This is a genomic window from Peribacillus sp. NPDC097264 (genome assembly GCF_050277925.1).
GTDB lineage: Bacteria > Bacillota > Bacilli > Bacillales > DSM-1321 > Peribacillus.
The window spans coordinates 138,751-162,349 of the sequence record NZ_JBNNSR010000003.1; the positions used below are offsets into that span (position 1 = coordinate 138,751).

General features: G+C 42.9%; 27 protein-coding genes and 1 other annotated feature. Of the genes, 3 read left to right on the forward strand and 24 right to left on the reverse strand.

The window, feature by feature from the left end:
- Window positions 1-21: 21 nt before the first annotated feature.
- The 8 genes from queA to safA all read right to left on the reverse strand — a co-directional run bounded on the left by queA (window position 22) and on the right by safA (window position 7,511).
- On the reverse strand, window positions 22-1,050 hold the full coding sequence (queA, locus tag ACQKL0_RS05975) for a tRNA preQ1(34) S-adenosylmethionine ribosyltransferase-isomerase QueA (protein ID WP_402958220.1): 1,029 nt from the start codon (window positions 1,048-1,050) through the stop codon (window positions 22-24).
- Window positions 1,051-1,089: 39 nt separating this feature from the next.
- Window positions 1,090-1,293 carry a DUF2905 domain-containing protein gene (locus ACQKL0_RS05980; RefSeq protein WP_427686640.1) on the reverse strand — a complete coding sequence of 68 codons (204 nt, stop codon included), beginning with the start codon at window positions 1,291-1,293 and terminating at the stop codon, window positions 1,090-1,092.
- Window positions 1,290-2,291: a Holliday junction branch migration DNA helicase RuvB gene (ruvB, locus tag ACQKL0_RS05985; protein ID WP_402869841.1), complete on the reverse strand. Its 1,002-nt coding sequence runs from the start codon at window positions 2,289-2,291 to the stop codon at window positions 1,290-1,292. The genes ACQKL0_RS05980 and ruvB overlap by 4 nt, the downstream gene beginning before the upstream one ends.
- Before the next feature lie 11 nt (window positions 2,292-2,302).
- A complete protein-coding gene (gene ruvA, locus ACQKL0_RS05990) occupies window positions 2,303-2,917 on the reverse strand; it encodes a Holliday junction branch migration protein RuvA (protein WP_402958215.1) in 615 nt (204 codons plus the stop codon).
- A 229-nt stretch (window positions 2,918-3,146) separates the two neighbouring features.
- Window positions 3,147-3,647, reverse strand: coding sequence for a BofC C-terminal domain-containing protein (locus ACQKL0_RS05995; RefSeq protein WP_402869845.1), 501 nt, complete (start codon window positions 3,645-3,647; stop codon window positions 3,147-3,149).
- 128 nt (window positions 3,648-3,775) lie between these two features.
- The gene (locus ACQKL0_RS06000; protein WP_427686642.1) at window positions 3,776-4,378 is read right to left on the reverse strand and encodes a YhcN/YlaJ family sporulation lipoprotein; all 603 of its coding nucleotides are present in this window, start codon (window positions 4,376-4,378) and stop codon (window positions 3,776-3,778) included.
- 108 nt (window positions 4,379-4,486) lie between these two features.
- A complete protein-coding gene (locus ACQKL0_RS06005; protein ID WP_402869849.1) occupies window positions 4,487-5,425 on the reverse strand; it encodes a phosphotransferase in 939 nt (312 codons plus the stop codon).
- Entirely contained in the window at window positions 5,415-7,511 is a 2,097-nt protein-coding gene (gene safA, locus ACQKL0_RS06010; protein WP_427686644.1) for a SafA/ExsA family spore coat assembly protein, read from the reverse strand. The genes ACQKL0_RS06005 and safA overlap by 11 nt, the downstream gene beginning before the upstream one ends.
- A 283-nt stretch (window positions 7,512-7,794) precedes the next feature.
- Here safA and ypfJ point away from each other — a divergent pair, with 283 nt between their 5' ends.
- Entirely contained in the window at window positions 7,795-8,640 is an 846-nt protein-coding gene (gene ypfJ, locus ACQKL0_RS06015) for a KPN_02809 family neutral zinc metallopeptidase (RefSeq protein WP_427686646.1), read from the forward strand.
- A gap of 153 nt (window positions 8,641-8,793) precedes the next feature.
- Window positions 8,794-9,327 carry a transcription repressor NadR gene (locus ACQKL0_RS06020; protein WP_427686798.1) on the forward strand — a complete coding sequence of 178 codons (534 nt, stop codon included), beginning with the start codon at window positions 8,794-8,796 and terminating at the stop codon, window positions 9,325-9,327.
- Window positions 9,328-9,371: 44 nt separating this feature from the next.
- On the opposite strand, the gene ACQKL0_RS06025 is transcribed toward ACQKL0_RS06020, so the two are convergent.
- From ACQKL0_RS06025 to ACQKL0_RS06075, 11 genes are all read right to left on the reverse strand, one after another.
- Window positions 9,372-10,058 (reverse strand): DUF6944 family repetitive protein, encoded by a 687-nt coding sequence (locus ACQKL0_RS06025; RefSeq protein WP_427686648.1) that lies wholly within the window; start codon window positions 10,056-10,058, stop codon window positions 9,372-9,374.
- 295 nt (window positions 10,059-10,353) lie between these two features.
- On the reverse strand, window positions 10,354-11,229 hold the full coding sequence (gene pheA / locus ACQKL0_RS06030) for a prephenate dehydratase (protein ID WP_427686650.1): 876 nt from the start codon (window positions 11,227-11,229) through the stop codon (window positions 10,354-10,356).
- A gap of 127 nt (window positions 11,230-11,356) precedes the next feature.
- Window positions 11,357-11,806 (reverse strand): ACT domain-containing protein, encoded by a 450-nt coding sequence (locus tag ACQKL0_RS06035; protein ID WP_402875772.1) that lies wholly within the window; start codon window positions 11,804-11,806, stop codon window positions 11,357-11,359.
- Window positions 11,807-11,851: 45 nt separating this feature from the next.
- The gene (obgE, locus tag ACQKL0_RS06040) at window positions 11,852-13,141 is read right to left on the reverse strand and encodes a GTPase ObgE (protein WP_402875773.1); all 1,290 of its coding nucleotides are present in this window, start codon (window positions 13,139-13,141) and stop codon (window positions 11,852-11,854) included.
- 48 nt (window positions 13,142-13,189) lie between these two features.
- Window positions 13,190-13,729, reverse strand: coding sequence for a Spo0B domain-containing protein (locus ACQKL0_RS06045; protein ID WP_402875775.1), 540 nt, complete (start codon window positions 13,727-13,729; stop codon window positions 13,190-13,192).
- Between the two features lie 550 nt (window positions 13,730-14,279).
- Complete coding sequence (rpmA, locus tag ACQKL0_RS06050; protein WP_402875777.1) at window positions 14,280-14,570, reverse strand: 50S ribosomal protein L27; 291 nt, start codon at window positions 14,568-14,570, stop codon at window positions 14,280-14,282.
- Window positions 14,571-14,582: 12 nt separating this feature from the next.
- Window positions 14,583-14,915, reverse strand: coding sequence for a ribosomal-processing cysteine protease Prp (locus ACQKL0_RS06055; RefSeq protein ID WP_402958202.1), 333 nt, complete (start codon window positions 14,913-14,915; stop codon window positions 14,583-14,585).
- 14 nt (window positions 14,916-14,929) lie between these two features.
- Window positions 14,930-15,238, reverse strand: a complete 309-nt coding sequence (gene rplU / locus ACQKL0_RS06060; RefSeq protein WP_402875780.1) for a 50S ribosomal protein L21 — start codon at window positions 15,236-15,238, stop codon at window positions 14,930-14,932.
- 13 nt (window positions 15,239-15,251) lie between these two features.
- Window positions 15,252-15,336 (reverse strand) — a sequence feature (ribosomal protein L21 leader region).
- A 75-nt stretch (window positions 15,337-15,411) separates the two neighbouring features.
- Window positions 15,412-16,881 carry an Rne/Rng family ribonuclease gene (locus ACQKL0_RS06065; protein WP_427686652.1) on the reverse strand — a complete coding sequence of 490 codons (1,470 nt, stop codon included), beginning with the start codon at window positions 16,879-16,881 and terminating at the stop codon, window positions 15,412-15,414.
- A gap of 41 nt (window positions 16,882-16,922) precedes the next feature.
- Window positions 16,923-17,789, reverse strand: a complete 867-nt coding sequence (locus ACQKL0_RS06070) for a M50 family metallopeptidase (RefSeq protein WP_402875783.1) — start codon at window positions 17,787-17,789, stop codon at window positions 16,923-16,925.
- Window positions 17,782-18,531 (reverse strand): peptidoglycan DD-metalloendopeptidase family protein, encoded by a 750-nt coding sequence (locus tag ACQKL0_RS06075; protein WP_427686654.1) that lies wholly within the window; start codon window positions 18,529-18,531, stop codon window positions 17,782-17,784. The genes ACQKL0_RS06070 and ACQKL0_RS06075 overlap by 8 nt, the downstream gene beginning before the upstream one ends.
- 272 nt (window positions 18,532-18,803) lie before the next feature.
- On the opposite strand from ACQKL0_RS06075, the gene ACQKL0_RS06080 reads away from it, so the two are divergent.
- Window positions 18,804-19,247 carry a S1 domain-containing RNA-binding protein gene (locus tag ACQKL0_RS06080; protein WP_402875787.1) on the forward strand — a complete coding sequence of 148 codons (444 nt, stop codon included), beginning with the start codon at window positions 18,804-18,806 and terminating at the stop codon, window positions 19,245-19,247.
- A gap of 126 nt (window positions 19,248-19,373) precedes the next feature.
- Here the strand turns inward: ACQKL0_RS06080 and minD are convergent, their stop codons facing one another.
- The 5 genes from minD to ACQKL0_RS06105 all read right to left on the reverse strand — a co-directional run bounded on the left by minD (window position 19,374) and on the right by ACQKL0_RS06105 (window position 23,541).
- Entirely contained in the window at window positions 19,374-20,177 is an 804-nt protein-coding gene (minD, locus tag ACQKL0_RS06085) for a septum site-determining protein MinD (RefSeq protein ID WP_402875789.1), read from the reverse strand.
- A gap of 2 nt (window positions 20,178-20,179) precedes the next feature.
- Window positions 20,180-20,863 carry a septum site-determining protein MinC gene (minC, locus tag ACQKL0_RS06090; protein WP_402958197.1) on the reverse strand — a complete coding sequence of 228 codons (684 nt, stop codon included), beginning with the start codon at window positions 20,861-20,863 and terminating at the stop codon, window positions 20,180-20,182.
- A gap of 116 nt (window positions 20,864-20,979) precedes the next feature.
- Entirely contained in the window at window positions 20,980-21,498 is a 519-nt protein-coding gene (gene mreD, locus ACQKL0_RS06095; protein WP_402958195.1) for a rod shape-determining protein MreD, read from the reverse strand.
- Window positions 21,495-22,367 carry a rod shape-determining protein MreC gene (mreC, locus tag ACQKL0_RS06100; RefSeq protein ID WP_402958193.1) on the reverse strand — a complete coding sequence of 291 codons (873 nt, stop codon included), beginning with the start codon at window positions 22,365-22,367 and terminating at the stop codon, window positions 21,495-21,497. Before mreC ends, mreD begins: the two co-directional genes overlap by 4 nt.
- A gap of 154 nt (window positions 22,368-22,521) precedes the next feature.
- A complete protein-coding gene (locus tag ACQKL0_RS06105; protein ID WP_402875797.1) occupies window positions 22,522-23,541 on the reverse strand; it encodes a rod shape-determining protein in 1,020 nt (339 codons plus the stop codon).
- Between the last annotated feature and the right edge of the window lie 58 nt (window positions 23,542-23,599).

Here is a 23,599-nt window from a genome sequence, read left to right on the forward strand (position 1 = left end):
AAGAGCCTATCACTCTTTATATTACTTGATTAACATTGCATCTCCAAAACTAAAGAACCTGTATTTTTCTTCCACTGCCGTTTCGTAAGCATGCAGAACATGTTCCCTTCCTGCAAGTGCAGAAATAAGCATGATTAACGTTGATTTTGGCAGATGGAAGTTCGTGATCATTGCATCGATTCCCTTGAATTCGAAACCAGGATAGATGAAAATGCTTGTCCAGCCGCTTTCTTCCTTGAAAACCCCGTCATTACGGGATGCAATCGTTTCCAGCGTTCTTGTTGATGTCGTGCCGACTGTGATGATCCTTCCGCCGTTTCCTTTCACTTCATTCAACAACCGTGCTGTGCCTTCGGTCATTTGGTAAAATTCCGAATGCATTTCATGACTGTCGATGTCTTCCACACTTACAGGGCGGAACGTTCCAAGCCCAACGTGTAGCGTGATGAAAGCGATGTGAACACCCATGTCTTTAAGCTTCTCAAGCAAATGCTCCGTAAAGTGGAGACCAGCCGTAGGTGCTGCTGCAGATCCACGTTCACGTGCATAAACCGTCTGGTAACGGTCTTGATCGTCAAGTTGTTCTTTAATGTAAGGAGGCAACGGCATTTCGCCAAGTTCGTCCAATATTTCATAAAAGATGCCATCATACTGGAACTTCATAATCCGGCCGCCATGATCCAGAATGCCTGTGCAGACCGCACGTAGCTTGCCATCACCAAAAACGATAGTGGATCCTTCTTTAATACGTTTTGCAGGTTTCACCAAGGTCTCCCAAACATCGTCACTCTCTTGTTTTAACAAAAGAACTTCAACTTTCCCGCCTGTTTCCTCTTTACTTCCATAAAGTCTTGCAGGTAAAACCTTCGTATCATTCAATACAAGGCAATCACCCGGCTTCACATATTCCGTGATTGAACTGAATACATCATGCTGAATCTCACCGGTTTCCTTGTCCAATACCATCAATCTACTTGCTTCCCTGTTCTTCAAAGGAACTTGGGCAATCAATTCCTCTGGTAAATGAAAATCAAACTCTTCTAATTTCATCTGTTCCACTTCCTAATCTGTGTATCATGTAGTTAGTTATTATTTAAAACGGCTAATTAAATAAAAAATAGCCGACAGCACAATGCTGACGATGATCGAGGTCATGATAGGAAAATAAAAAGTCGTATTTCCCTTCTTGAAAAAGATATCCCCCGGGAGCCTGCCAAGCTGAATGAACTTCATCACAAATCCAATCACAAAAATAATCACACCTAGAGTCATGATCGTCTTAGGCACATTCATCGCTCAGGCATCTCCATCCCGAAATGCTCGTAAACAAGCGAAGTTGCCATACGACCTCGAGGAGTCCTCTGTAAAAAACCAACCTGCAGTAAATAAGGTTCATACACATCTTCAATCGTATGCGCTTCCTCCCCGATCGTAGCTGCGATCGTCTCCAAGCCCACAGGACCACCACGAAACTTTTCAATGATTCCTTTAAGTAATTTATGGTCAATATGATCCAGTCCTAAACGGTCGACCTGCATTAATTCCAATGCATAATCAGCCAGTTTCGTCGTGATTGTGCCATCCCCGCGAACTTGGGCAAAGTCCCTCACACGGCGTAAAAGCCGATTGGCAATCCTAGGGGTCCCCCGCGACCTTCTCGCAATCTCACCGGCAGCCTGGTCATCCATTTCTGTATCCATGATTTGGGCTGTCCGGAGAACGATGTCGGTCAAGTGATGTTCCGTGTAATATTCCAAGCGGCTCAAGACGCCAAACCGGTCCCTAAGAGGTGCTGATAGTGAACCCGCACGAGTTGTAGCACCAACAAGGGTGAACGGTGGTAGATCGATTCGGATTGAACGAGCTTCGGGTCCCTTACCGACCACGATATCCAGACAAAAATCCTCCATGGCTGGATAGAGGACTTCCTCCACGACCCGAGGCAAACGATGGATTTCGTCAATGAATAAGACATCACCTGGTTCAAGGGCACTCAAAATGGCTGCCAAATCTCCCGGTCTTTCAATGGCCGGTCCAGAAGTGGTGCGGATATTGACTCCCATTTCGTTCGCAATGATGACGGCAAGCGTCGTCTTCCCAAGCCCCGGCGGTCCATACAAAAGCACGTGATCAAGCGTTTCTTCGCGCATCCGGGCGGCTTCGATGTATACACTCAAATTCGCCTTCACTTTATCCTGTCCAATGTATTGCTTTAAGTTTTGCGGTCGCAGGCTTTGTTCAAAGGATAGTTCGTTCAAATCGGCTTCCTGATTAAAAACTCTCTCCTCCATTGCGCCACTCCTTATCTTAACATCATTTGCAATGCTTTCTTAATGTATTGCTCGGTCGTCATTTCTTCCACTTGCAGCTTTTTCGCGACCTTCTGTATTTCTTTTTCCGAGTAACCAAGTGCCTTCAGGGCCAGAATCGCTTCGTCCAACTCTTCGGTATACCCATTTTGATTGATTGCCGTCGGAACTCCTTCATTGAATAAGTTCGGGAAAGCATCCGGGATGATATTCTCAAGCTTGCCTTTTAAGTCAAGGATCATTTGGCGTGCTGTCTTCTTTCCGACTCCAGGGAATTTTACAAGGAACGTCTCATCCTCATTTTCGATGGCTTGCACAACCTGATCCACCTGGCCCGACGCCAATATAGCAAGCGCCCCTTTCGGCCCGATTCCCGTCACATTCAATAGTTTCGTGAACAGAGCCTTTTCCTGCCGCGATTGAAATCCGTATAAAGAAATCATGTCCTCACGTACATAATGATATAGAAAAACTTGAGTCTCTTTCTTAAATTGGGCGGAGTAAATAAAAGGATTCGGAGTCAGCACTTGATATCCGATTCCCCCATTATCCACGACTATGTATTCAGGTCCAATATAATCGACCATGCCTTTTATATAATCATACAAATTAATTCTCTCCCTGATTTAGCTGTACCTCTCATTTTATCATAAAAGGAGAGGGAAGTTTATTAAAAGTTATTTAGCAATTGGTGGTGTTCACCGCCTATGCTTTTTTGAGATAGGCACCTTTTGCCCCGACGCTGGATATCCTGAATTCCCTACCCATCAGTTTGGCGTTAAGTCACCCATCGATCCTTGGAAGGCAGACAAATAGGATGGGTGTATTTCTCCCATCCTAGTTAATCGAATACGGCTCATATTCCTTAATAAGCTGTTTATATTGATCCTTATTTACGATTGGAATCCCTTTTTGCAGTTCTTCCTGCTTGTACACTTCCAATTTCCCTACATCCAATTGATAGAAAGTATGAATGATTTTGGCATGCTCCGGCTTCCCGATAAAAATGGATAGAGTCCCATCCTCCTTCATCCCAAGATAGCCGTTTGCTTTGAGTAAGGGCGATATATCATTCTCTATTTTATTCAATACAATGTGGTCATCATTTTGATCAACCACATTCCATCCTTGGTATTTCAACCAAAAGTCTTCCATCGTCCAAATCTTTTCCGTCAATTTTTCTTCACTTAATTCCCCATCGAGATACAAACGCTGGAGGATGACTTTTTGTTCGATTGGCTGACTTTCCTCTTGTTTTGCTTCCTCGGCAAAAGCAGTCAAACAGAACGGGATGACGAACAAGGCCAAGAAAAACTGGATTTTCAGTTGATTAATCAATGCGATCACCTCTTAAGGCGTTTACTTTTTACATAGTTTGACCTGAAATTCGATTATTAACCGAAAAAATTCCGTTGGTCTTTTTAAAGAAAAGAAGCTGACTCCATTCGAAGCCAGCTTGGATGCGTTTATTTGATATGATCTTTATGAATATCCAGGTTGTCGAACATATCATTGGCATCCAGGACAATTAATTCTTTTGTATCTCCGTCTCGCAGGTTATTATCGAGTGTCATCGTCCGGTAGTATACACCTTCATCCGTCGTTACATAAAGTGCCCGGCCCTCTGTTAGAGGTTCGATTTTCTTCCACACCGCTTCTTTGACCGCCGTCGCCTGATCATAATCATCTAGCAACAAAGCCACTAGCATTTCATCTTTCATGATGATGGCCCTGGCGTCAATGACATTGTCTACACGATTTGCAATCTTATCCGCTTGGTCGACCAATGTCCCTTCATAGGAGTTATAATAGGATGATTTAGCCCGAAGTGGTTTGCTTTCATGACCATGATAGTTACGGTCCTTCTTGCTGTATGCATCATCTTTTCCATACAAATCCTTTTCCATATCATCAAAATTGATTTGACGAACTAGTGCATTCTTTTCGGTTGTATGGTACCCCGTTTCATTCATAGGATTTTGATTCTCTGCCGTATCATTATTGGCACAGCCAATCAAACCCCCAATGAATACCGTGCAAAGCGGCAGTGCCCAAATTTTGTTCCGCACCAACAATCCCCCCTTTGCTAAAATGGATTGAGCCTATTTTCGCTCATAATTAGCATGGGTGTATTGAAGGGATTTCAGTCTGTAAGTTATGTCCATATTAGATACTCATTACCTTTTGGAAATCATGTCCGCCAATTTTTCGTTCATCTCCATTCGCTTCGAAAACCCCTCCACCGTCATTTTCCAAACGGAATGGAATTGTGATGAGCTTTTATTATTCCTGTTCCACTCGCGGAATATATCCGTAGGGAAAGCCAAAGCATAAAGAAATGCCCGATCTTTTTGATATTTTTTCAACTGTGGAACTTGCCAAAGCATCGTGGCAGCATCATCGAGATGGGGTGAAATCCGATTGGCATATTGTAAATAATCGATGCATCGTGGTGCCTTCGCCATTAAATCGAAATCGATTAAAGCAAGTGACCCATCTTCTCTTCTCAAAAAATTATGGTGGGCACAGTCACCGTGAATGATGACGTTTTTTTCCTTATCCCATTTTGATTGGTTTTTTTCAAACCCCTCCAAGGACCATTCCCCCCACCTTACCCACTCATTGATGATTTCATCTGAAACATATTGGCGAGTATACGAAATGTTCTTTTTGAATAATGACAATCTTTCTTTCCATTTTCTCACCTGATCAAATAGGGGAGCTTTGATCGACAGGTTTTCAGAAACATCGTGAAATCTTTCCAATAATTCAATGCCCTCCAACCGGTCTTTATGATGGGAAAAACGGAACTTTTTCTTGCTTGGAGGTATATAGTCCATACTGCCATACCATTTCCCTTTGAATTGGAACGGCATTAACTTCTGGTGAATCTGATACGTTTGTTCGAACCCTTTTTGACTTAACAAGGAAGTCAATTCCCTTTGTCGATCCCATTTTTCAAAGCTATCGAATCCTTTAAGAATGATGGGAGCATCTTTTTTGAATGAAATCATATAGACATTGCTCTGAAGATGATGGACGTTCTTTGGTCGGCGGTTTAAATAAGAGAGGAGACGAGTGTAAAAAACACTGTCCCCCTGATAATTAGTAGTCATCACTTTCGTCCGCATACGTAGGCATTCCAAATGTTTCAGGTGCTTGAACGCCTCCGAATTGACCTGGTTGACCACCCATTTGCCCTGGCATCATTGCTTCAGGGTGACCTCCGAGCTGTCCACGCATCATTCCGGGCTGTCCGCCAAACTGACCTGGCATCGCACCTGGTTGGCCCCCTAGTTGATGGCCATATGGATTACCCATCATATCTCCCATCTGGTTGCCGGGCTGGTTCCCCATCATGCCTCCCATTTGGTTGCCGGGCTGGTTTCCCATCATGCCTCCCATCTGGTTGCCGGGTTGGTTCCCCATCATGCCTCCCATCTGGTTGCCGGGTTGGTTCCCCATCATGCCTCCCATCTGGTTGCCGTATGGATTACCCATCATGCCTCCCATCTGGTTGCCGGGTTGGTTCCCCATCATGCCTCCCATCTGGTTGCCGGGTTGGTTCCCCATCATGCCTCCCATTTGGTTGCCGGGCTGGTTTCCCATCATGCCTCCCATCTGGTTGCCGGGTTGGTTCCCCATCATACCTCCCATCTGATTGCCGGGTTGGTTCCCCATCATACCTCCCATCTGGTTGCCAGGCTGGTGGTTCCCCATCATGTCTCCCATTTGATTGCCGGGCTGGTGGTTCCCCATCATGTCTCCCATCTGATTGCCAGACTGGTGGTTCCCCATCATGTCTCCCATCTGATTGCCGGGCTGGTTCCCCATCATGCCTCCAGGAGGTCCTCCTTGATATTCTTGAATTTGAATTTCATCCACCGATTCTACTTCATATTGCATTGGATGCTGTTTTTCCCCCATTAGACTTTGAATACTAGCTCCCGCATAGGATTCTGAGTATTGTGGTCTGCCTTTATGGAATTGATGATAATCAGGGTGATGGTGCGCCTTGCTTTGCGTTTCCTCCATAGCATAGTATTGGCCCTTCACTTCTTTCTCTGGTCCATATGTTCCTATTTCTCCCTTGTTGCAGCCACAATCCTCACTTTCGGCTTGCATATTGGACTGCATATAGGGCTGCTGTGGATAGTATTGGAAATTCGAAGCATTCGACGATGACGACTCGGAAGATGACTCATAATGGTGCGGCATATATGCACCTGCAACTTGTTGTGGAGTTCCGCCATACATATGATGTGGGACGGGTGCTGAAGCTTGATATGGATAGTATTGCTGACCGGCCTGGTTTTGACTGGCTCCTTGGACGGTACTTTGACCCATTGAATGCATATCAGGAGATTCTCCCCATACGTCTGAACTTTCTTCCATCATTTGATAGCCTTGCATGCCTTGAACACCTTGTTGATAGTGAGGGGCTCCTTGAAAAGCTCCTTGGACTCCATGCATGGGCATGGATGCCCATGGCGGTGGATCGATGCAAAAACCGCTACCTGGCATAATAGGGGTGATTGGAATGCAATCGTCTACCGGTTCACATATTTCCTGAACAACTGGCTTCTTTTTTGATTTTTTCTTTACCGGTTTTTCTACCGGCTTCACCGCTTCAACCTTTTTTGGGGGAGTTGGTGGAGTTGGTGGCTTCTGTACACTCATGTTGGTCATATTGACCAAATAATAATTATTGATATCTATTTCTGGTATCACTTGTTTCGGTACCTGAACCTCTTTAGGTACGACGATTTGTTTTTCCTTAACAGGCATTTCCTTAATAGGCATTTGTTTTTCTTTAATAGGCATTTCCTTAATAGGCATTTGTTTTTCTTTAATAGGCAATTGATATTCTTTTATCACAGGCTGTTGAAATTTCTGCTGTTCTTTTATGGGTGCTTGATATTTTTGCTGTTCCTTCATTACGGGTTGTTGTTGAATTTGCTGTTCTTTCATTTGAATCGGTTGAATTTGAGATTCCTTGGATTGATATGTCACTTGTGGCGCGCCCATCTCTTTTTTAATTGATCCCGATGTATTTCCAGGTATATTAATTTTCATGCCCGGCATCATCATATCCGGATTACTTAACTGAGAATTGGATTTTTTCAGTTGTTCATAACTGACGCCATATTTTTTTGCGAGCTTCCAAAGCGTATCGCCTTTTTGGACTATATGAATTTTCACGCTGATAACCCCTCCTGTGCATATGTCCATATATACTATGATGTAGTGGGTAAATTGCCATTATTATTTATCATGAAAACTTATGCTTGATGAAACTAAAATATGAATGAAAGCCACACAGTCGGAAAAACCCGTTCAAATGAGGGGTTAGCAGGATTGACCGCTTTTTGCCAGAGGGCATTTCTGTCTAATCGATCCGAACTTTGGGTATAAGGTATAGGATTTATAAAATGCTGATCAAGATAGCACTACATAAAAAACAACAACCTAGGAGGATATCTAAATGAAATGGAAAGGAAGACAAAAGAGTTCGAACGTTGAGAACAGAAGAGGAATGGGTGGAAAGAGCATCGCCGGGATTGGTGGCGGATTTGGCATAGTTGTCGTTTTGATCGTTATGTTCCTAGGTGGCAACCCGAGTGATCTTTTGAATGGCCTTGGTTCCAATGATACTACAGACAATGGCTCCTATGAGGAAACGGACCAGGAGAAGGAGCTAACTCAATTTGTCTCGGTCGTTCTTGGAGATACCGAGCGGGTTTGGGCGGAAGAGTTTCGTAAGCAAGGTCTAGAATATAAAGAGCCCACTCTCGTTTTGTATACAGGAAGTGTCGACTCGGCCTGTGGAACGGCCGGTTCTTCAGTGGGACCCTTTTATTGTCCCGGTGACATGAAGCTTTATATTGACTTGAGTTTCTATCAGGAACTTCAAGATGAGTATCAGGCACCCGGAGATTTTGCAATGGCTTATGTCATAGCTCATGAAGTGGGACATCATGTACAGACCCTATTGGGCACGTCTAGAAAAGAAATGCCCGACCGGTCAAGGGTCAGTGAAAAAGAATATAATAAATATTCTGTTCGACTGGAACTTCAAGCTGACTATTTAGCAGGGGTATGGGCTCATCACGCTCAAGGAGAGAACTTACTTGAGGAAGGCGATCTCGAAGAGGCTTTGAGTGCAGCCAGTGGAGTGGGAGACGACACCATCCAAAAGAAAGCTCAAGGGTATGTTGTTCCTGACAGCTTTACGCATGGAACCTCCGAGCAGCGAAAGCGCTGGTTTAATAAAGGATTCCAATCTGGTGATATGAACGGAGGCAATACTTTCAAGGCAAGTAACCTATGATTGTACAAGATTGAGGGCGGACGTTTCCATGTGCCTCCCTCTTTTTTGCTGCATTCACCCGCATGCATTTAAGGAACACCATGGGTAAATCGACTTTCATTCGATTAGCCCCTTTATTTTATGGTAAACTATTTGTACATAACGAGGTGAAGGATCATGCAAAAAAAGAAATTATTAGGCGAAGAAAGACGAACCAAGCTCTTACATATCCTACAAACAAGTTCACAGCCTGTTACCGGTAGCGAACTCTCCCAAATAACCAATGTGAGCCGGCAGGTCATCGTCGGTGACATTACCCTTCTTAAAGCACGAAATGAGCCGATTATCGCTACTAGCCAGGGGTATATCTACTTGCAAACCGAGACTAGACAAAACCCGGAACGGACCATCGCTTGTCAGCATGAGCCCACTCGAGCCCAGGAAGAATTATTTCTACTTGTCGATATCGGCATAACCGTCAAAGATGTGAAAATAGAGCATCCCGTGTATGGGGACTTAACGGCTTCCATCATGGTCAGTAATCGGAAAGAAGTGGCATCCTTCCTTTCAAAGGTTACTAAAACAAAAGCCACATTATTATCGGAACTGACTAGCGGCATTCACCTTCATACCATTAGTGCCGCTTCAGAAGACTTACTGGACGAAGCCGAAGAGGCGTTAAGTGAGGCCGGAATTTTGGTTAACTAAAAAAAGGACACTTCGAAGCACGTCTTTCGAAGTGTCCTTTTTCCTTACGACTCACTTCCACTCTCACCCGATTCATTACTTATTAATTGAGCAATCAGGGTGAGGATGGCCCCTATTGCTTGAATCCAGCTCCCCAATACTTGTATGGATTGCGAATCTAATTGCCCCTCACTATTTCCATTGTTCCCATTCCCTTCGTCTCCATATCCTAGACTTCCATACCCTTGGCCCCCTAGGCTCGCATTCCCTTGATTCCCATATCCTTGGCCAGCACTTAAGTCTTGGTCCCCACTTTTCAAATCGATGATGCCAGCGAGGGCTTGTAATGAATTCCCCACCGCTTGCAATATGTTACCCACTATATTTATTCCTTCGGCCGGCGAATTTTCCGTTATATCAGCTGCAGAAACGCCTCCGCCCAAAGCTTGAATGAAGTTTCCATCTATGACCAATATTTGTTTCGTTTCATCTGAAAAATCCCCAATTAATCCTGTAATGACGGTGGAGTTTCCAATGGCTTGGATAGCACTTCCTATTTGATCCAGGGTGAAAGCTTCCTCCCCATCCGCAATCACCGCATTCCCCGTTCCCTGAAGGACATTCCCCACCACATCCAAGTTTGTAGCCGTCTCCTCTTCCGGTACAAGAGTCGGCGTATTAGCGATGGCGGATAAAACCGTTCCGATGGCTTGAACCCAAGAACCAAATGTTTCTTTGAACTGATTCCCCATCTTTACCGCACATCTCCTATCCTCTACTTTCATCTATTTTCGTTTATTTGTGGTCAGATTCTGTATAAGGACATCATTACGATAACTAACCCCTTGGATATGTATTCTCGTCTTTACATTACTCTATTATATGGGCTAGATGACTTAACGTTCTTTAAAATAATGGGCCTCCTATTTTCTATGAAGAAACGAACTGAACTCCTCGTCCTCAAAGAAAACCGTGATCAAAAAAAATATCCCTGGAATATATCCAAGGATTTTTCACCATACAGTGTCCACTTCCTCGTTCTGTTTCTTATCGGTGCACCAATCCATTTTGAACCGTAAAGCATGGATAACTGCCCAAGATGGAAACGGTACAGCCAAGGGCCTCTAGTTCGGAAATCGTGCCCGGGATGAGCACCTCGTCAAGTGCCATTTCTACATCGATAATGAAGAAATAATGGCCCAGTCCGGTTTTCATCGGCCGAGATTCAATTTTGGATAGGTTGAGCTTCCTCCATGAGAAAGCGGAAAGGACTTGATGAAGCTGTCCCGAATGATCGGCCGGAAGCTGGATCATCAACGTCGTTTTACTGTCTCCCTCAGTCGTCAAATGCCCACTGAAATCGACCTCGCCGTTGGATACGACAATGAATTTGGTGTGGTTATGCTCATAGTCGTGAATATTTCGTTCAAGAATCGTCAACCCATACTCCTGTGCTGCCATTTCGTTCGCGATGGCTGCAATTTTGGCATCCGGATTCTCCATTACCATTTTTGCTGCTGCAGCCGTTGACGTAACATATTCAAATGGGATGCCACTTAGATCTTTATGTAGGAATTTACGGCATTGTGCAATAGCGTGTGAATGGGAATAGACCCTATCCGGTTTAAAGTCAGGATTGGCATGATCCGGATGAACCATGTAATGCTGTTGGATAGGAATCGTGATTTCCCCTTTAATCGGAAGCCTCACTTCATGAACCAGGTAATCCATCGTTATATTTACCGAACCTTCCAACGCATTCTCGATTGGGACCAGCGCATGGCTTACTTCCCCATCGCGGACAGCGTCGAGACTGTCTGGAATCGTACTCATCGGAATTTTACTATCATTAGGAAATAAGCGAGAGACAGCTAAATCCGTGAACGTTGCTTTCGGTCCAAGAAATGCTATTTTTGAAGTCATATTATAATCCCCTTTTCACGGACAATCTATTGTTTATGTTATGCCATTTTCTGATTTATTACAATAGTTAATCTTTAATGACCACACATAAAAAAAAGCCTGTACAATGAACTGTACAGGCTTTATTCTATGCACCATTCCCAAGGATTTCGACCTTTTCGACGAATTCCATTTTACGCAATCTTGTTAAAAGATCATCAATATCCACCGTCATCCCACTCGTGTTGAGCGAGAGAGTGACGTTGGCACGACCCTGTAAGGGAATCGTTTGGTGAATCGTCATGATGTTGCAGCCAGATGAGGCGACCAGTCGTAAGAGCTCCGATAGAGTCCCGGAACGGTCTTCGAGGTAAAAGAACAGAGTGATTAGCTTTTCTTTGACAATCGTATGAAACGGAAAGACCGTGTCCCGATATTTGTAAAAGGCGCTTCTACTCAGATCCACTTTTTGTACCGCTTCCCAAACTGAATCTGCTTTTCCCCGTTCAATCATTTCTTTAGCATCCAGCGTTTTTTTCATCGCTTCGGGGAGGACATCCTCTCGAACGAGGAAAAATTTCTGATCGGCCTTATTCAAAGTCCGCACGCTCCTTTTGCCTACCACCATGGTTTTTACATATTATCAGTCAATAAATTCAAATTCATATTCAAGGATACGAACGATATCCCCGTTTTTCGCACCTTTTTGGCGCAATCCTTCATCGACACCGAATGAGCGAAGTTGTCTAGCAAAACGCTTGATGGATTCTTCACGTGTGAAGTCCGTCATTTTGAATAGACGTTCAATCTTGAATCCTTTAACAGCAAAGCTGCCATCCGATTCACGCTCGATATCAAATTCATCTGAAAGGGCTGTATGTTTATAAAGAACACGATGAACCCCGGTATTCTCTTCTTCATGATCAAGCGGGAATTCAGGTGTTTCTTCGATTTTATCGGCAATTGCATAAAGAAGTTCACGGATACCTTCACGTGTTACAGCTGAAACCGGGAAGACCGGGAATTCCTCTTCAAGCTTTTCTTTGAATGCCGCTAAATTATCTGCTGAATCAGGCATATCCATTTTACTGGCTACGATGATTTGCGGACGTTCAGTCAAACGAAGATTATACTCTTCTAGTTCCTTATTGATTGTCAGGTAGTCTTCGTACGGATCTCTGCCCTCAAGGCCAGACATGTCTATCACGTGAACGATGACTCTTGTTCTTTCAATATGGCGCAAGAATTGATGTCCAAGACCTACTCCTTCAGAAGCACCCTCAATTAGCCCCGGTAAATCGGCCATGACGAAACTGCGGTGATCTTCCGTTTCAACCATACCAAGATTCGGCACGATTGTCGTGAAATGATATTCGGCAATTTTAGGTCGGGCTGCTGATACGACTGAAAGCAATGTAGATTTACCAACACTCGGGAATCCTACAAGGCCTACATCAGCCAATAACTTCAGTTCCATGATAATATCGCGTTCTTGTCCTGGTTCGCCATTTTCACAAATTTCCGGTGCCGGATTGGCTGGTGTCGCAAAACGGGAATTCCCGCGTCCACCACGGCCGCCTTTAGCGATAATGGCACGTTGTCCATGTTCAACTAAATCTGCGATGACTTCTTTCGTTTTTTCATCAATGACAACTGTACCAGGTGGAACTTTAATGACCATATCCTTCGCAGTTGCACCATGCATATTTTTAGACATGCCGTGTTCCCCGCGAGGCGCCTTGAAGTGACGTTGATAACGGAAATCCATCAACGTCCGCAATCCTTCTTCCACTTCAAATACGACGTTTGCTCCATTGCCGCCATCTCCGCCGGCAGGTCCGCCTTTTGGTATGAATTTCTCTCGACGATAAGCAACGATTCCGTTACCACCATCTCCGCCTTTTATATAGACTTTCGTTTGATCGACAAACATGCTATCACTTCCTTGTTTTCTGCAAGTCATTTCTTGCTGTATACTTCTCTAAAACTTAATATCCATCTTAAAGAATAATTCATTCTCATTACAAATACGCATTTCTATTGATTGCTCCGCTGTTAAGGATTTTTCTATAAATTCCACCACCGCGGATTGATCATTGAAACGGCCCTGCAAATGAAAAGAACAACGCATATCACTTATTTCTTTTTTACACATAGAAACAGCCAGTACATTTTCTCCAAAAGGATCGAGATTCTTTTCTAAAACTTTAAAGTAATCGTTCGTCCAACGAGACATCAACTCGTCCAACTCATTGGAGCCCGCAAAAACATCGATAATTTCAAATTCACATTGAAATGTTGAATTACTCCAATTCGACGTCAACAGCATCTCGCTGAACTTTGGCATATTCAAACTAGAGAGCCTTGCCTCATTCTGGGTTTCAATTATGATCTCGTCAATGAATCCTTTGACGCGATCAATTCTATTCAACTCCAAATTCCCTTTTATAATTTGAATTCTATTCAGCCAATCATGTCTAGTCTGACGAAGCGTTTCAATAGTCGTCCAATTTTTATCCATTATTAACACCTTCAATTATGATAAAGAAACTTTTTTTTGGCTCTATCATGTTGAATACTTCCATTTGTATCAGTATATCAAAAAACAAAACAAACAGGAAATGAAGCTCGATTCACATGCCTTCATATGAAAGCCCCCGTCCAAAAAATACAGCCACACACCCTGAGTTCTTTGGACGATGGTAGAGCCGTTTGAACTTGCAAAGAGAATGGGCTTATTCATGCAACAATTGGAGATATAATAGTTGAATTGAACAGTCTATTTAAATTCAATCAATGTGTTAGTTAGAGCAATCCAGGATTTTACCCCCTAAAGTATAAGAAAGCCCGCCAAAACTGGCGAGCCTTTTGTGAATCAGAGGTGGTTTTCCATACTAATTGACTAAAATCTCCTGCAAAACGCTGGTTATTCATCATATTTATAGTATAAATAAAGGGCCGGACCCCTTCTACACTATATAAAGCATACCATTATCAATAATGACGCGATATATAGTGTCTCATAGAAGGAATCAGACCCTTTTGAGTCAGCCTCTGTTCAAAGATGCCAATTATGCTTCTTGTGCAACTGGATATACGCTTACTTTTTTACGGTCACGTCCGAAACGTTCGAATTTAACAACACCGTCTATTTTTGCAAATAGAGTATCGTCTCCACCACGGCCTACGTTCTCACCTGGATAGATTTTTGTTCCGCGTTGACGGTAAAGGATAGAACCACCAGAAACGAATTGACCATCTGCACGTTTAGCGCCTAAACGCTTAGAGATTGAGTCACGTCCATTCTTTGTAGAACCTACTCCTTTTTTCGAAGCGAAGAACTGAAGATCTAATCTTAACATTTGTTCCACCTCCTACTGGTTGAGGATAATTTTCATATATTTACCATAATCACGTTCGATGGTTTGTAGCGATATGAGCATTGCGTTCAAGAGCAATTGCACCTTCTCTTCGGATTCCGGCGAAAGATTCCCCGGGATGACGCAGCGAAGGTAGCCGCCGTCTTGCCCTTGCTCAATCTCAGGTTCTACATCCGTTAAGGACATAATCGCATTGACCGATCCAAAGGATACGGCCGATACGCCTGCACAAACGATATCGGAACCTTTTTTAGCAAAATCAGCATGTCCGCTTAATGTGAACGAAGTGATCCGTTCTTGCGGAGCATCAAAGATAACTTTAATCATCTTGATATCAGCCCTTACGCGTTGATTGCTTCAATAACAACTTTAGTGTATGGTTGACGATGACCTTGTTTTCTACGATTGTTTTTCTTCGCTTTGTATTTGAAGACAGTGATTTTCTTTTGCTTCCCTTGTTTCTCAACAGTACCTGTTACAGTAGCGCCTTCCACTAGTGGAGCTCCGACTTTCACGTCCTCGCCACCTACGAATAAAACTTTGTCAAATGTAACAGTTTCGCCTGCTTCAGCGTTTAATTTTTCAATGTAAACCGCTTCGCCAGCTGCTACTTTAATTTGTTTTCCGCCAGTTTCGATAATTGCGTACATACTTGCACCTCCTTGAATGTCTCAGACTCGCCAATCACAGGCGTTTTGTCCAGAAGACAAAAAACTTAAGACCTGTTGTTGAGCGGTTGTAGCACGGGTGCTACAAACATAACATTAAAATCCTATCATGAAACCTGAATGACTGTCAATACATTTGTTGGATTTCTTGTCCATCACTTTACTGACCGCTTGATTTCTTCATAACTTCCGAAGCGCCTGATGGAATATGTATGGACCGGGCCTGGAACATAAGAGATCACTAGCTTTTTGGATATTAGTTCTTCCAATGTCGCTTTATATGATTCCTTTTCCCCCAACAGGACATCCCCCACTGATTGGCTAAGTTCCACCCAAACGGCCTCATCGTCCGTTTTGCGGTGCTCCAGCAACTCCCGCTCCAAGCGGAAGGCAACGGTTTCAGCGCTTTCCACCTTTCCACTTCCATTGCAGGTTGGGCAAGGAACCGTCATGGTTTCACTAAGCGAAGGGGATGTCCGTTTTCTCGTCACTTGAAGGATTCCTAGTTCAGTAAATCCGACAACCTTCATCCGCATCTCATCTTTCGCGGCTTCCTTTTTGAACAGATCGATGATTTCAAGCCTGTGTTGCGGTTTCTCCATATTGATGAAATCAATCAAGATGATTCCACTAATATTTCTAAGCCTCAGCTGACGGGCGACTTCTTTTGCTGCCGCTGCATTCACTTCAAAAAGCGTCGCTTCCTTTTCCACCTTGCCTGTAAACTTCCCTGAATTGACATCGATTACGGTGAACGCTTCGGTTTCTTCGAAAATCAGATAACCCCCATTATCGAGCCAGACCACTTTTTTCATGGCCTTTTCGAACTGGTTATCTAGATTCCGTTCTGAAAAAATGTTCTTCGCACCAGTCTCATAGGATATACTCCATTCCTTACCATTAGTCAGCACCCACTTTTTCAACTCTTGACTCGCATCAAAATTGTCGATAAAGAGCTGACCTGATACCGTTTTCGCCATTTCAGCGATAACCATCTCTAGGAATGTATCTTTCTCATAGAGGAGGGCAGGTGCCTTCATCGTACCGGACTTTCCTTCCAGTTCTTTATACAGCTGCCTCAGTGTATTCAGCTTGTCGAGAAATGCCGACTCACTTTCCTTCTCCATCGAGGTGCGAACAATCAACCCCTCGTCCTTTTGCTTATATTCTGTTGCTTTTTCTCTCCAATACTTTTGCAAACGTTCATTTTTGAATTTCTTCGACACACCAACATAATCTATTCCATGTATGTAAACGAGGGAATCCGTCGAAAACTCGATCAGCCCCGTCAATTTCGCCCCTTTTGTACCCGTTTCATCACGGCTCACCTGAACGAGCAGCTTTTCACCCTGTTTAACATAATGATTGATGGGTGATTTTCCATCACGCTTCGTCAGTTGATATGCCGGAATTTCATCCCGATGCAGAAAACCATTCTTGTCTGCACCATAATCGACAAACACGGCATCCATTCCTGGCAAGACCTTAGTCACTTTGCCAAGATAAATATTACCTACCGTACTATGTTGATGAGGTGGCATGACTTCGACTTTCCGTAACACTTCATCTTCTAGGACAGCTACTCTCTTCTCACGCGAAGATAGGTTCACAATCACTTTTTTCATCAAAAAAATCCTCTCCTCAATTTGAAGAAAGGATATCATATTTAATAAGAATATAACAGGTCACCAATTTGCCCATTGGTCATTTTCTCGGAAAAATAGGCATGAAGTATTTCCGTCTCATCCAATGAGCCACTCTCTTTCCCATTTTTCATGATGATGACGGGATGCTTGCAGCCACGTTGAAACAATTCCAGCACTTTATAAATCGGTTCATGGGCATCCACCATGATGGGTTTTAATTTGGCCAGATCATTCGTGTTTCCGTAATGGCGCTGCAGAAGAAACCGCATGAACGCATAATATCGCTGTCGCCACTCCATGATTAGAGAAAGACTGATAAAAAAGATGATCAGCCAAATATTCAGGTTAAGCGGTTCGAGAAGAAGCCATGTTAAAAACGCCAATACAGCGAATGCACCAGAAAAATATAAGGTATATTTCTGAGCCTCAAGGAAGGTACAGTATAGGGAAACACCAATGAAGAGTAGCCTTCCCCCGTCCAATGGCCAAATTGGCAGCAGGTTAAAGAACAACAACATAAGATTCATATAGAAGAAGGAATGATACAGATCAGAAGAAACGACAGAAAAGAAATAGAGCAGGTAAGCCGCTCCAATGAGCCATATATGTTGCAGTGGACCCGCCAGTACGACTGCAAGATCTTCCTTCAAACTTTTATTGCCATATTCCTCGGTCTCGACAGCCCCACCAAAGGGGAGGAGCTGAATCGACTTGATCCGCCATTTAAAATACTGTGCACACGCAGCATGTCCCATCTCATGGATAAATACGATGAGTAAAAGCATCATCACTTCAATAAAGTGTGCCGTAAGGATGGCGATTCCTATGACGAACCACAGCGTCGGATGAATCTTGATTTTGGACAGTAAGTTCGCGTATTCAGTCAAAGGAAATCACCTTTTTAGGATCGATGAATGCATCATTTTCTTTAATGGCTAAGTAAAACCTGCCTTTGGAACCATCCTCGCTTACTGTGACCTGTCCTACTTCTTTCCCTTCCCTCACCAGATCATAGAGCTTCACATCAATCTTTTCCAACTGGCCATACCATGACTCACTTTTATTGGCATGCTGTATGACCACAGTCTTACCGATTCCTTCTTTTTCTCCTGCAAAAATGACCACCCCCTCATTGATGGCTTCGACCTTGGACCCTAAGCTCGTTTCCATTATGATTCCCTCGCCGTTCGCCTCGAAGGTTTGGGTAATCTCCCCCGATGCAGGCATCGCATATTCTTCACCTGAATCCGCCGTTTCAGTAGTGGATTCAGTCGGTAAAAATGCGATAGGTTTGCCAAATGCATTTTCATACCAACTGGAAACCGATGCAAATTGGAACTCTTGGTTCATGTTTTCCGTAACAAAGCTTCTGGCTGAGTCCAAGCGAACGGAAGGGTGCTTGAACATCACGGCAACCACTAAGAATAGGCAAATGCTCACCAAGATTTTCAAAAAGAAATATTCCTTCTTAAAGAGCGGATGATCTTTTTCTGAATACCCGTCAAAAGATTCGAATTCGTACGGGTTCTCCTTTTCAATCTCCGTCCAAGTACTGTTAAGCACTGGGCTATCCTTCACCTTTCGTCTCTTGGCGATACGATTGCGGATATCTTTCCTGCGATCATCCATTCCAAATCTACCCCCTGCTCATATCAAAGCGCTCATATTAAAACTTATGAGCAACCTGTCCAGACTATGACGAGGAATCGTTTTTCTTTACGACAGATGAATGGTTTGCGTTTTAAAAACGAATGGACGAAAGAAAAAAAGACTGATTTTCAAACGTTTTGAAAGCCTTTCCCTTTTAATAATGGAAGAGGTGAAAAATCCAATTGATATTCACCTACTTTATTTGTTATAATGAAGTTGTTTTAACATTATTGAGGGGGAACAATTTTAATATGTCAATCGAAATAGGCAGCAAAGTACAAGGTAAAGTAACAGGTATCACTAATTTTGGAGCATTCGTAGAATTACCAGGAGGCTCAACAGGTCTTGTGCATATCAGTGAGGTAGCGGACAGCTATGTAAAAGACGTTAATGACCATCTTAAAATAGGCGACCAAATTGAGGTAAAAGTGATCAGCGAGAAAGACGGAAAAACTGCCTTGTCCATCAAAAAAGCTATAGATAGACCCGAAGGACAAACCTCTTCTTATACTAAACGCCCACCACGCCAAGGCGATAATCGTAATAAAGATTTTCGTTCTAAAGGCAATTTTCAACCTAAGGAAAACTTCGAAGATAAAATGGTCCGTTTTTTAAAGACTAGCGAAGAGAATTTATCTACGCTCAAACGTAGTACAGAATCAAAACGTGGCGGTAGAGGCGGAAGACGCGGATAACCTGTTGCATTTATAATACTTTAGTACAATAGATAAGGTAAGCCTATTATAAGGCTTACCTTTTTTATATCCATTTTTCGATAAAAATAAAAAAAGCGAGGGCATGGAATGCTCCCGCTTACTAAATTAACGCACACTAAAGAATTTTTTCAATTTAGACATGAAACCTTTTTGCTCTCCACCAATTGGAGTCAACGGCACAGATTCACCAAGAATCCGGCGGGCAATGTTCCGATAGGCAATCGAGACCCTGTTGTCCGGATTGTAAGCTATCGGTTCCTTTTTATTCGCAGCCACAATGACCTGATCATCATCAGGTATAACACCGATAAGATCAATTTTAAGGAAATTGGTTACTCCGTCAATATCCATTTCTTCATCTTCATGTAAAAGGTGTCCACGGATTCTATTGATGATCAATTGAGGAGGATCGATATGCTCTTCTTTCTCAAGCAGGCCGATGATACGGTCTGCATCACGGACGGCCGGTCTTTCAGCGGTGGTGACGATGATGGCCCTGTCCGCACCCGCTATCGCATTCCTAAAGCCCTGCTCGATACCTGCCGGACAATCGATCACGATGTAATCATAGTCCGGTTTCATATCACTGATCAGTTTCTTCATCTGTTCCTCATTCACAGCTGATTTGTCACTGTTTTGTGGAGCCGGAAGCAAATAAAGCAAATCTTCGAAATGCTTATCTTTAATAAGTGCTTGATGAATTTTACAACGCCCTTCGACTACATCGACCAAGTCATAGATGATACGGTTTTCCAACCCCATAATCACATCTAAGTTCCGAAGACCAATATCCGTGTCAATCAAGCAAACCTTTTTGCCTAGAAGAGCTAACGACGTTCCTAGATTGGCTGAGGTGGTCGTTTTGCCGACACCACCCTTACCAGATGTTATAACTATTGCCTCTCCCACGATTAGAGACCCCCTTCTAATCTATTTAAATTAGGTCTATATTTCTTCAAAACTTGCAGTTTATCAATGATGATATTTTCTTCGTCGTCCATGAACGCACATTCCAAGTCATGTCCAAATTTCGTATATTGGTCAGGAGATAAGTTCACTTTCCCCGCAATTCGCAATTGTGCAGGTTTCATGATGGATGCAGCGATGATGGCCTTTTTATTCCCCAAATAACCAGCGTGGGCAATGCCTCTCAGCTGTCCCATAATATAGATGCTCCCACCAGCTCGGACAGTACCATCTGGATTGACATCGCCAATGAGCAACAAATCGCCGGGCACTTCAAAAACCTGTCCCGATCTTATCACCCTGGTCAAAGTTGTCACTTGGTTTTCGTCTTTCCACTGTTTCGCATCTTCCTTTGACATGACATTCGAAATCAACTCATCAACGATAAGCTTTTTCTTTTTATGAATAACTTCTTTGATTTTTTCCTTCTGGTCTGCATCTAGATAGCGGTTCCCGGTATGTACTTTAACGGAAATGGACGGGTCGTTTTCTTGAAACTGATAGTTTGCCGAAAGCTTCACTTCTAACTCTTTCAATAATTCGGAAAATGAGCAAGAATCATCGAGATGAAGCATAAACCCGTCCTTTGTCCCCTTAATCATAACATTTTGCTGAATTCTTTTATTCATGACGTTTGTTTCACCTCAATGAAATATAATTCGACATAGGAAAACAATTTACCTTTTTCTACGCACATGTTAAAGAGAAAATACATTTTAGACCGCATCCAACAGTCCAGTGAACGTTATTCCATTTCTCCCTGTAAATCAAACTTTTCAATAAGTCTCTTTAAGGGGTAGCAACTAATAATAATAAAAATGAGATTCAATATGAGTGTTGGAATGAATCTCCTGTCCACAAATTCCCCGAATCCCATATCCGCAAAAGTAAGAATATGATTCATTTGATAAGATACACACTCTACAATTGCCGTAAAGACAAGTGCCATTAAACAGTTAATGAGAATATTGTTTTGAAGGATCTTCATACTTTTGGAAATCAAATATGCTAGAAAAGGTAAAAGGAACATATAAATCCCCAAAATCTCCGTATATACGACATCATAGGTCAGCCCCAAAATGGCTCCATACAACATCCCCAGCTTCCTTGAACCATACATGGTCAGGAAGAAGACGAAAATGATCATGAAACGGGGAACGAGAATGTTATTGCTTCCAAAGACATCCCCCGCGAAAAGTTGCGCAAAGATACTTTCAAAAACGAAGAAGAGTAAGGCTACAAAAGAAAGGATGAAATGTTTCACTTAGCTTCATCCTCCCCTTCACTTTCTTCTTCAGCTCCCTCAACTTCACGTTTAACGACCATGACATTATTGATATCATAGAAATCCGTTGACGGCTCAATATATGCGGTTTGGTTCAATCCATATTGATCCACCTTCACGTCAACAACCTTACCGATTAGCAGACCTTTAGGAAAGATCCCGCCATAACCGGATGTGATGACCTTAGAGTTTTTCTTGATCTTTTTATCATAAGGAATCCGTTTCATTAATAGAAGATTCTTCTCATCATCGAACCCTTCTATCAAACCATATGCCTTATCATTACCCTGGACGATAGCTGAGACGCGGTTCGCTTTATCGATCGAACTCAAAAGCTGAACGGAAGCCGTGAATTCAGTCGTGGCTTTAACTTTACCGATCAAGCCATTGGCAGTGATGACAGCCATATTTTTTTCCACACCGTTACGCTCGCCTTTGTTAATTGTTAGCATTTCATGCCAGCGGTCCGGATTACGACCTATGACCGTTGACTGAATGGGTGCATACTTTCGTAAGTCATCTTCTTTTTTAAGATTATCACGAAGCTCTTCATTTTCTTCTTTCAAATCCTGCACCTGCGTTTTCAACAAGACGTATTCATCCAGACGAGCTTTTAATTTCTTGTTTTCATCGTATGTATGCTGAAGGTCTTTTAAATCCCCTACAAAACCTGTAATACCCGATACTGGTTTATTAAACACATTACCAACCCAACCGGTTGTATCCTTCAAGAACTTTTCGGGCCAAGTTAACTCTTCTCTCTCTTTTAATGAAAAACCGATCAATGCCACGAGAACGATAATACTAACGAGCAAGAGAAGGAGCTTTTTATTAAAAAACTGTGGCATGATGATCTGCACCTCTATTTTAATTTACTCTATTTGCATGAAGTATAATAATATCTTCTGTCAAAAAACTACACATTTAAGACAGGTAAAAAAATAGAAAAGCCGGCTCAAAATTGCGATCTTTTGTTGAGCCGGCCTTTTTTATAAGTACCGCTTAGCGAGAATCTCTAGATTTCGTCTTGAATAAGTGAATATGGTCCAAAGCTTTCCCTGTTCCAATCGCTACACAATCAAGAGGGTTTTCGGCAATAATAACCGGCATTTGCGTTTCTTCACTGATGACTTTATCCAAATTACGCAGTAAAGCACCGCCACCTGTCAATACTATGCCTCTATCCATGATGTCAGCTGCAAGTTCCGGTGGAGTTTTTTCCAACGTGTTTTTGACAGAATCCACAATGGCTGACACTGTATCACGTAATGCTTTGGATATTTCCTCTGCCGTAATTTCAATCGTTTTTGGAAGACCCGTCAATAAATCACGACCACGAATTTCCATGTTTTCGATTCCTTCTGTATCACCTGCAGAACCGATTTCCATTTTAATAGCTTCCGATGTACGCTCACCAATCATCAAGTTGTAGTTTTTACGTATGTAAACGATGATTGCATCATCCATCTCATCACCAGCAATGCGGATTGACTGGCTTGTCACGATACCGCCAAGGGAAATGATGGCCACTTCCGTAGTACCTCCACCAATATCAACAACCATGCTGCCTGTAGGTTCCCAAACAGGAAGATCCGCTCCGATAGCAGCTGCAAATGGCTCTTCAATCGGATAAGCATCGCGAGCACCAGCTTGTCTAGCTGCGTCAATCACTGCACGTTGTTCAACAGCCGTAATTCCTGAAGGCACACAAATCATGACATATGGCTTGTTGCCAAATACGCCTTTTTTCTGAGCTTCTTTCATATAATATTTCATCATCGTAGCCGTTGTTTCATAATCAGCGATTACGCCATCTTTCATAGGACGAAGTGCCACTACATTTCCCGGTGTACGGCCAATCATGTTTTTTGCGTCTTTACCGACAGCAACGATCTGCTTTGTATCTGTCTGCACGGCAACAACCGACGGTTCACGGACAGCAATGCCTTTTCCTTTAACATAAACGAGCGTATTCGCCGTTCCTAAATCAATTCCTATATCTCTTGCGCCAATTCCAAACATTATGGTATCTCCCTTTCGTAAACAAAAATGCCTTTTTATAAGTTCAAATGATAATTTG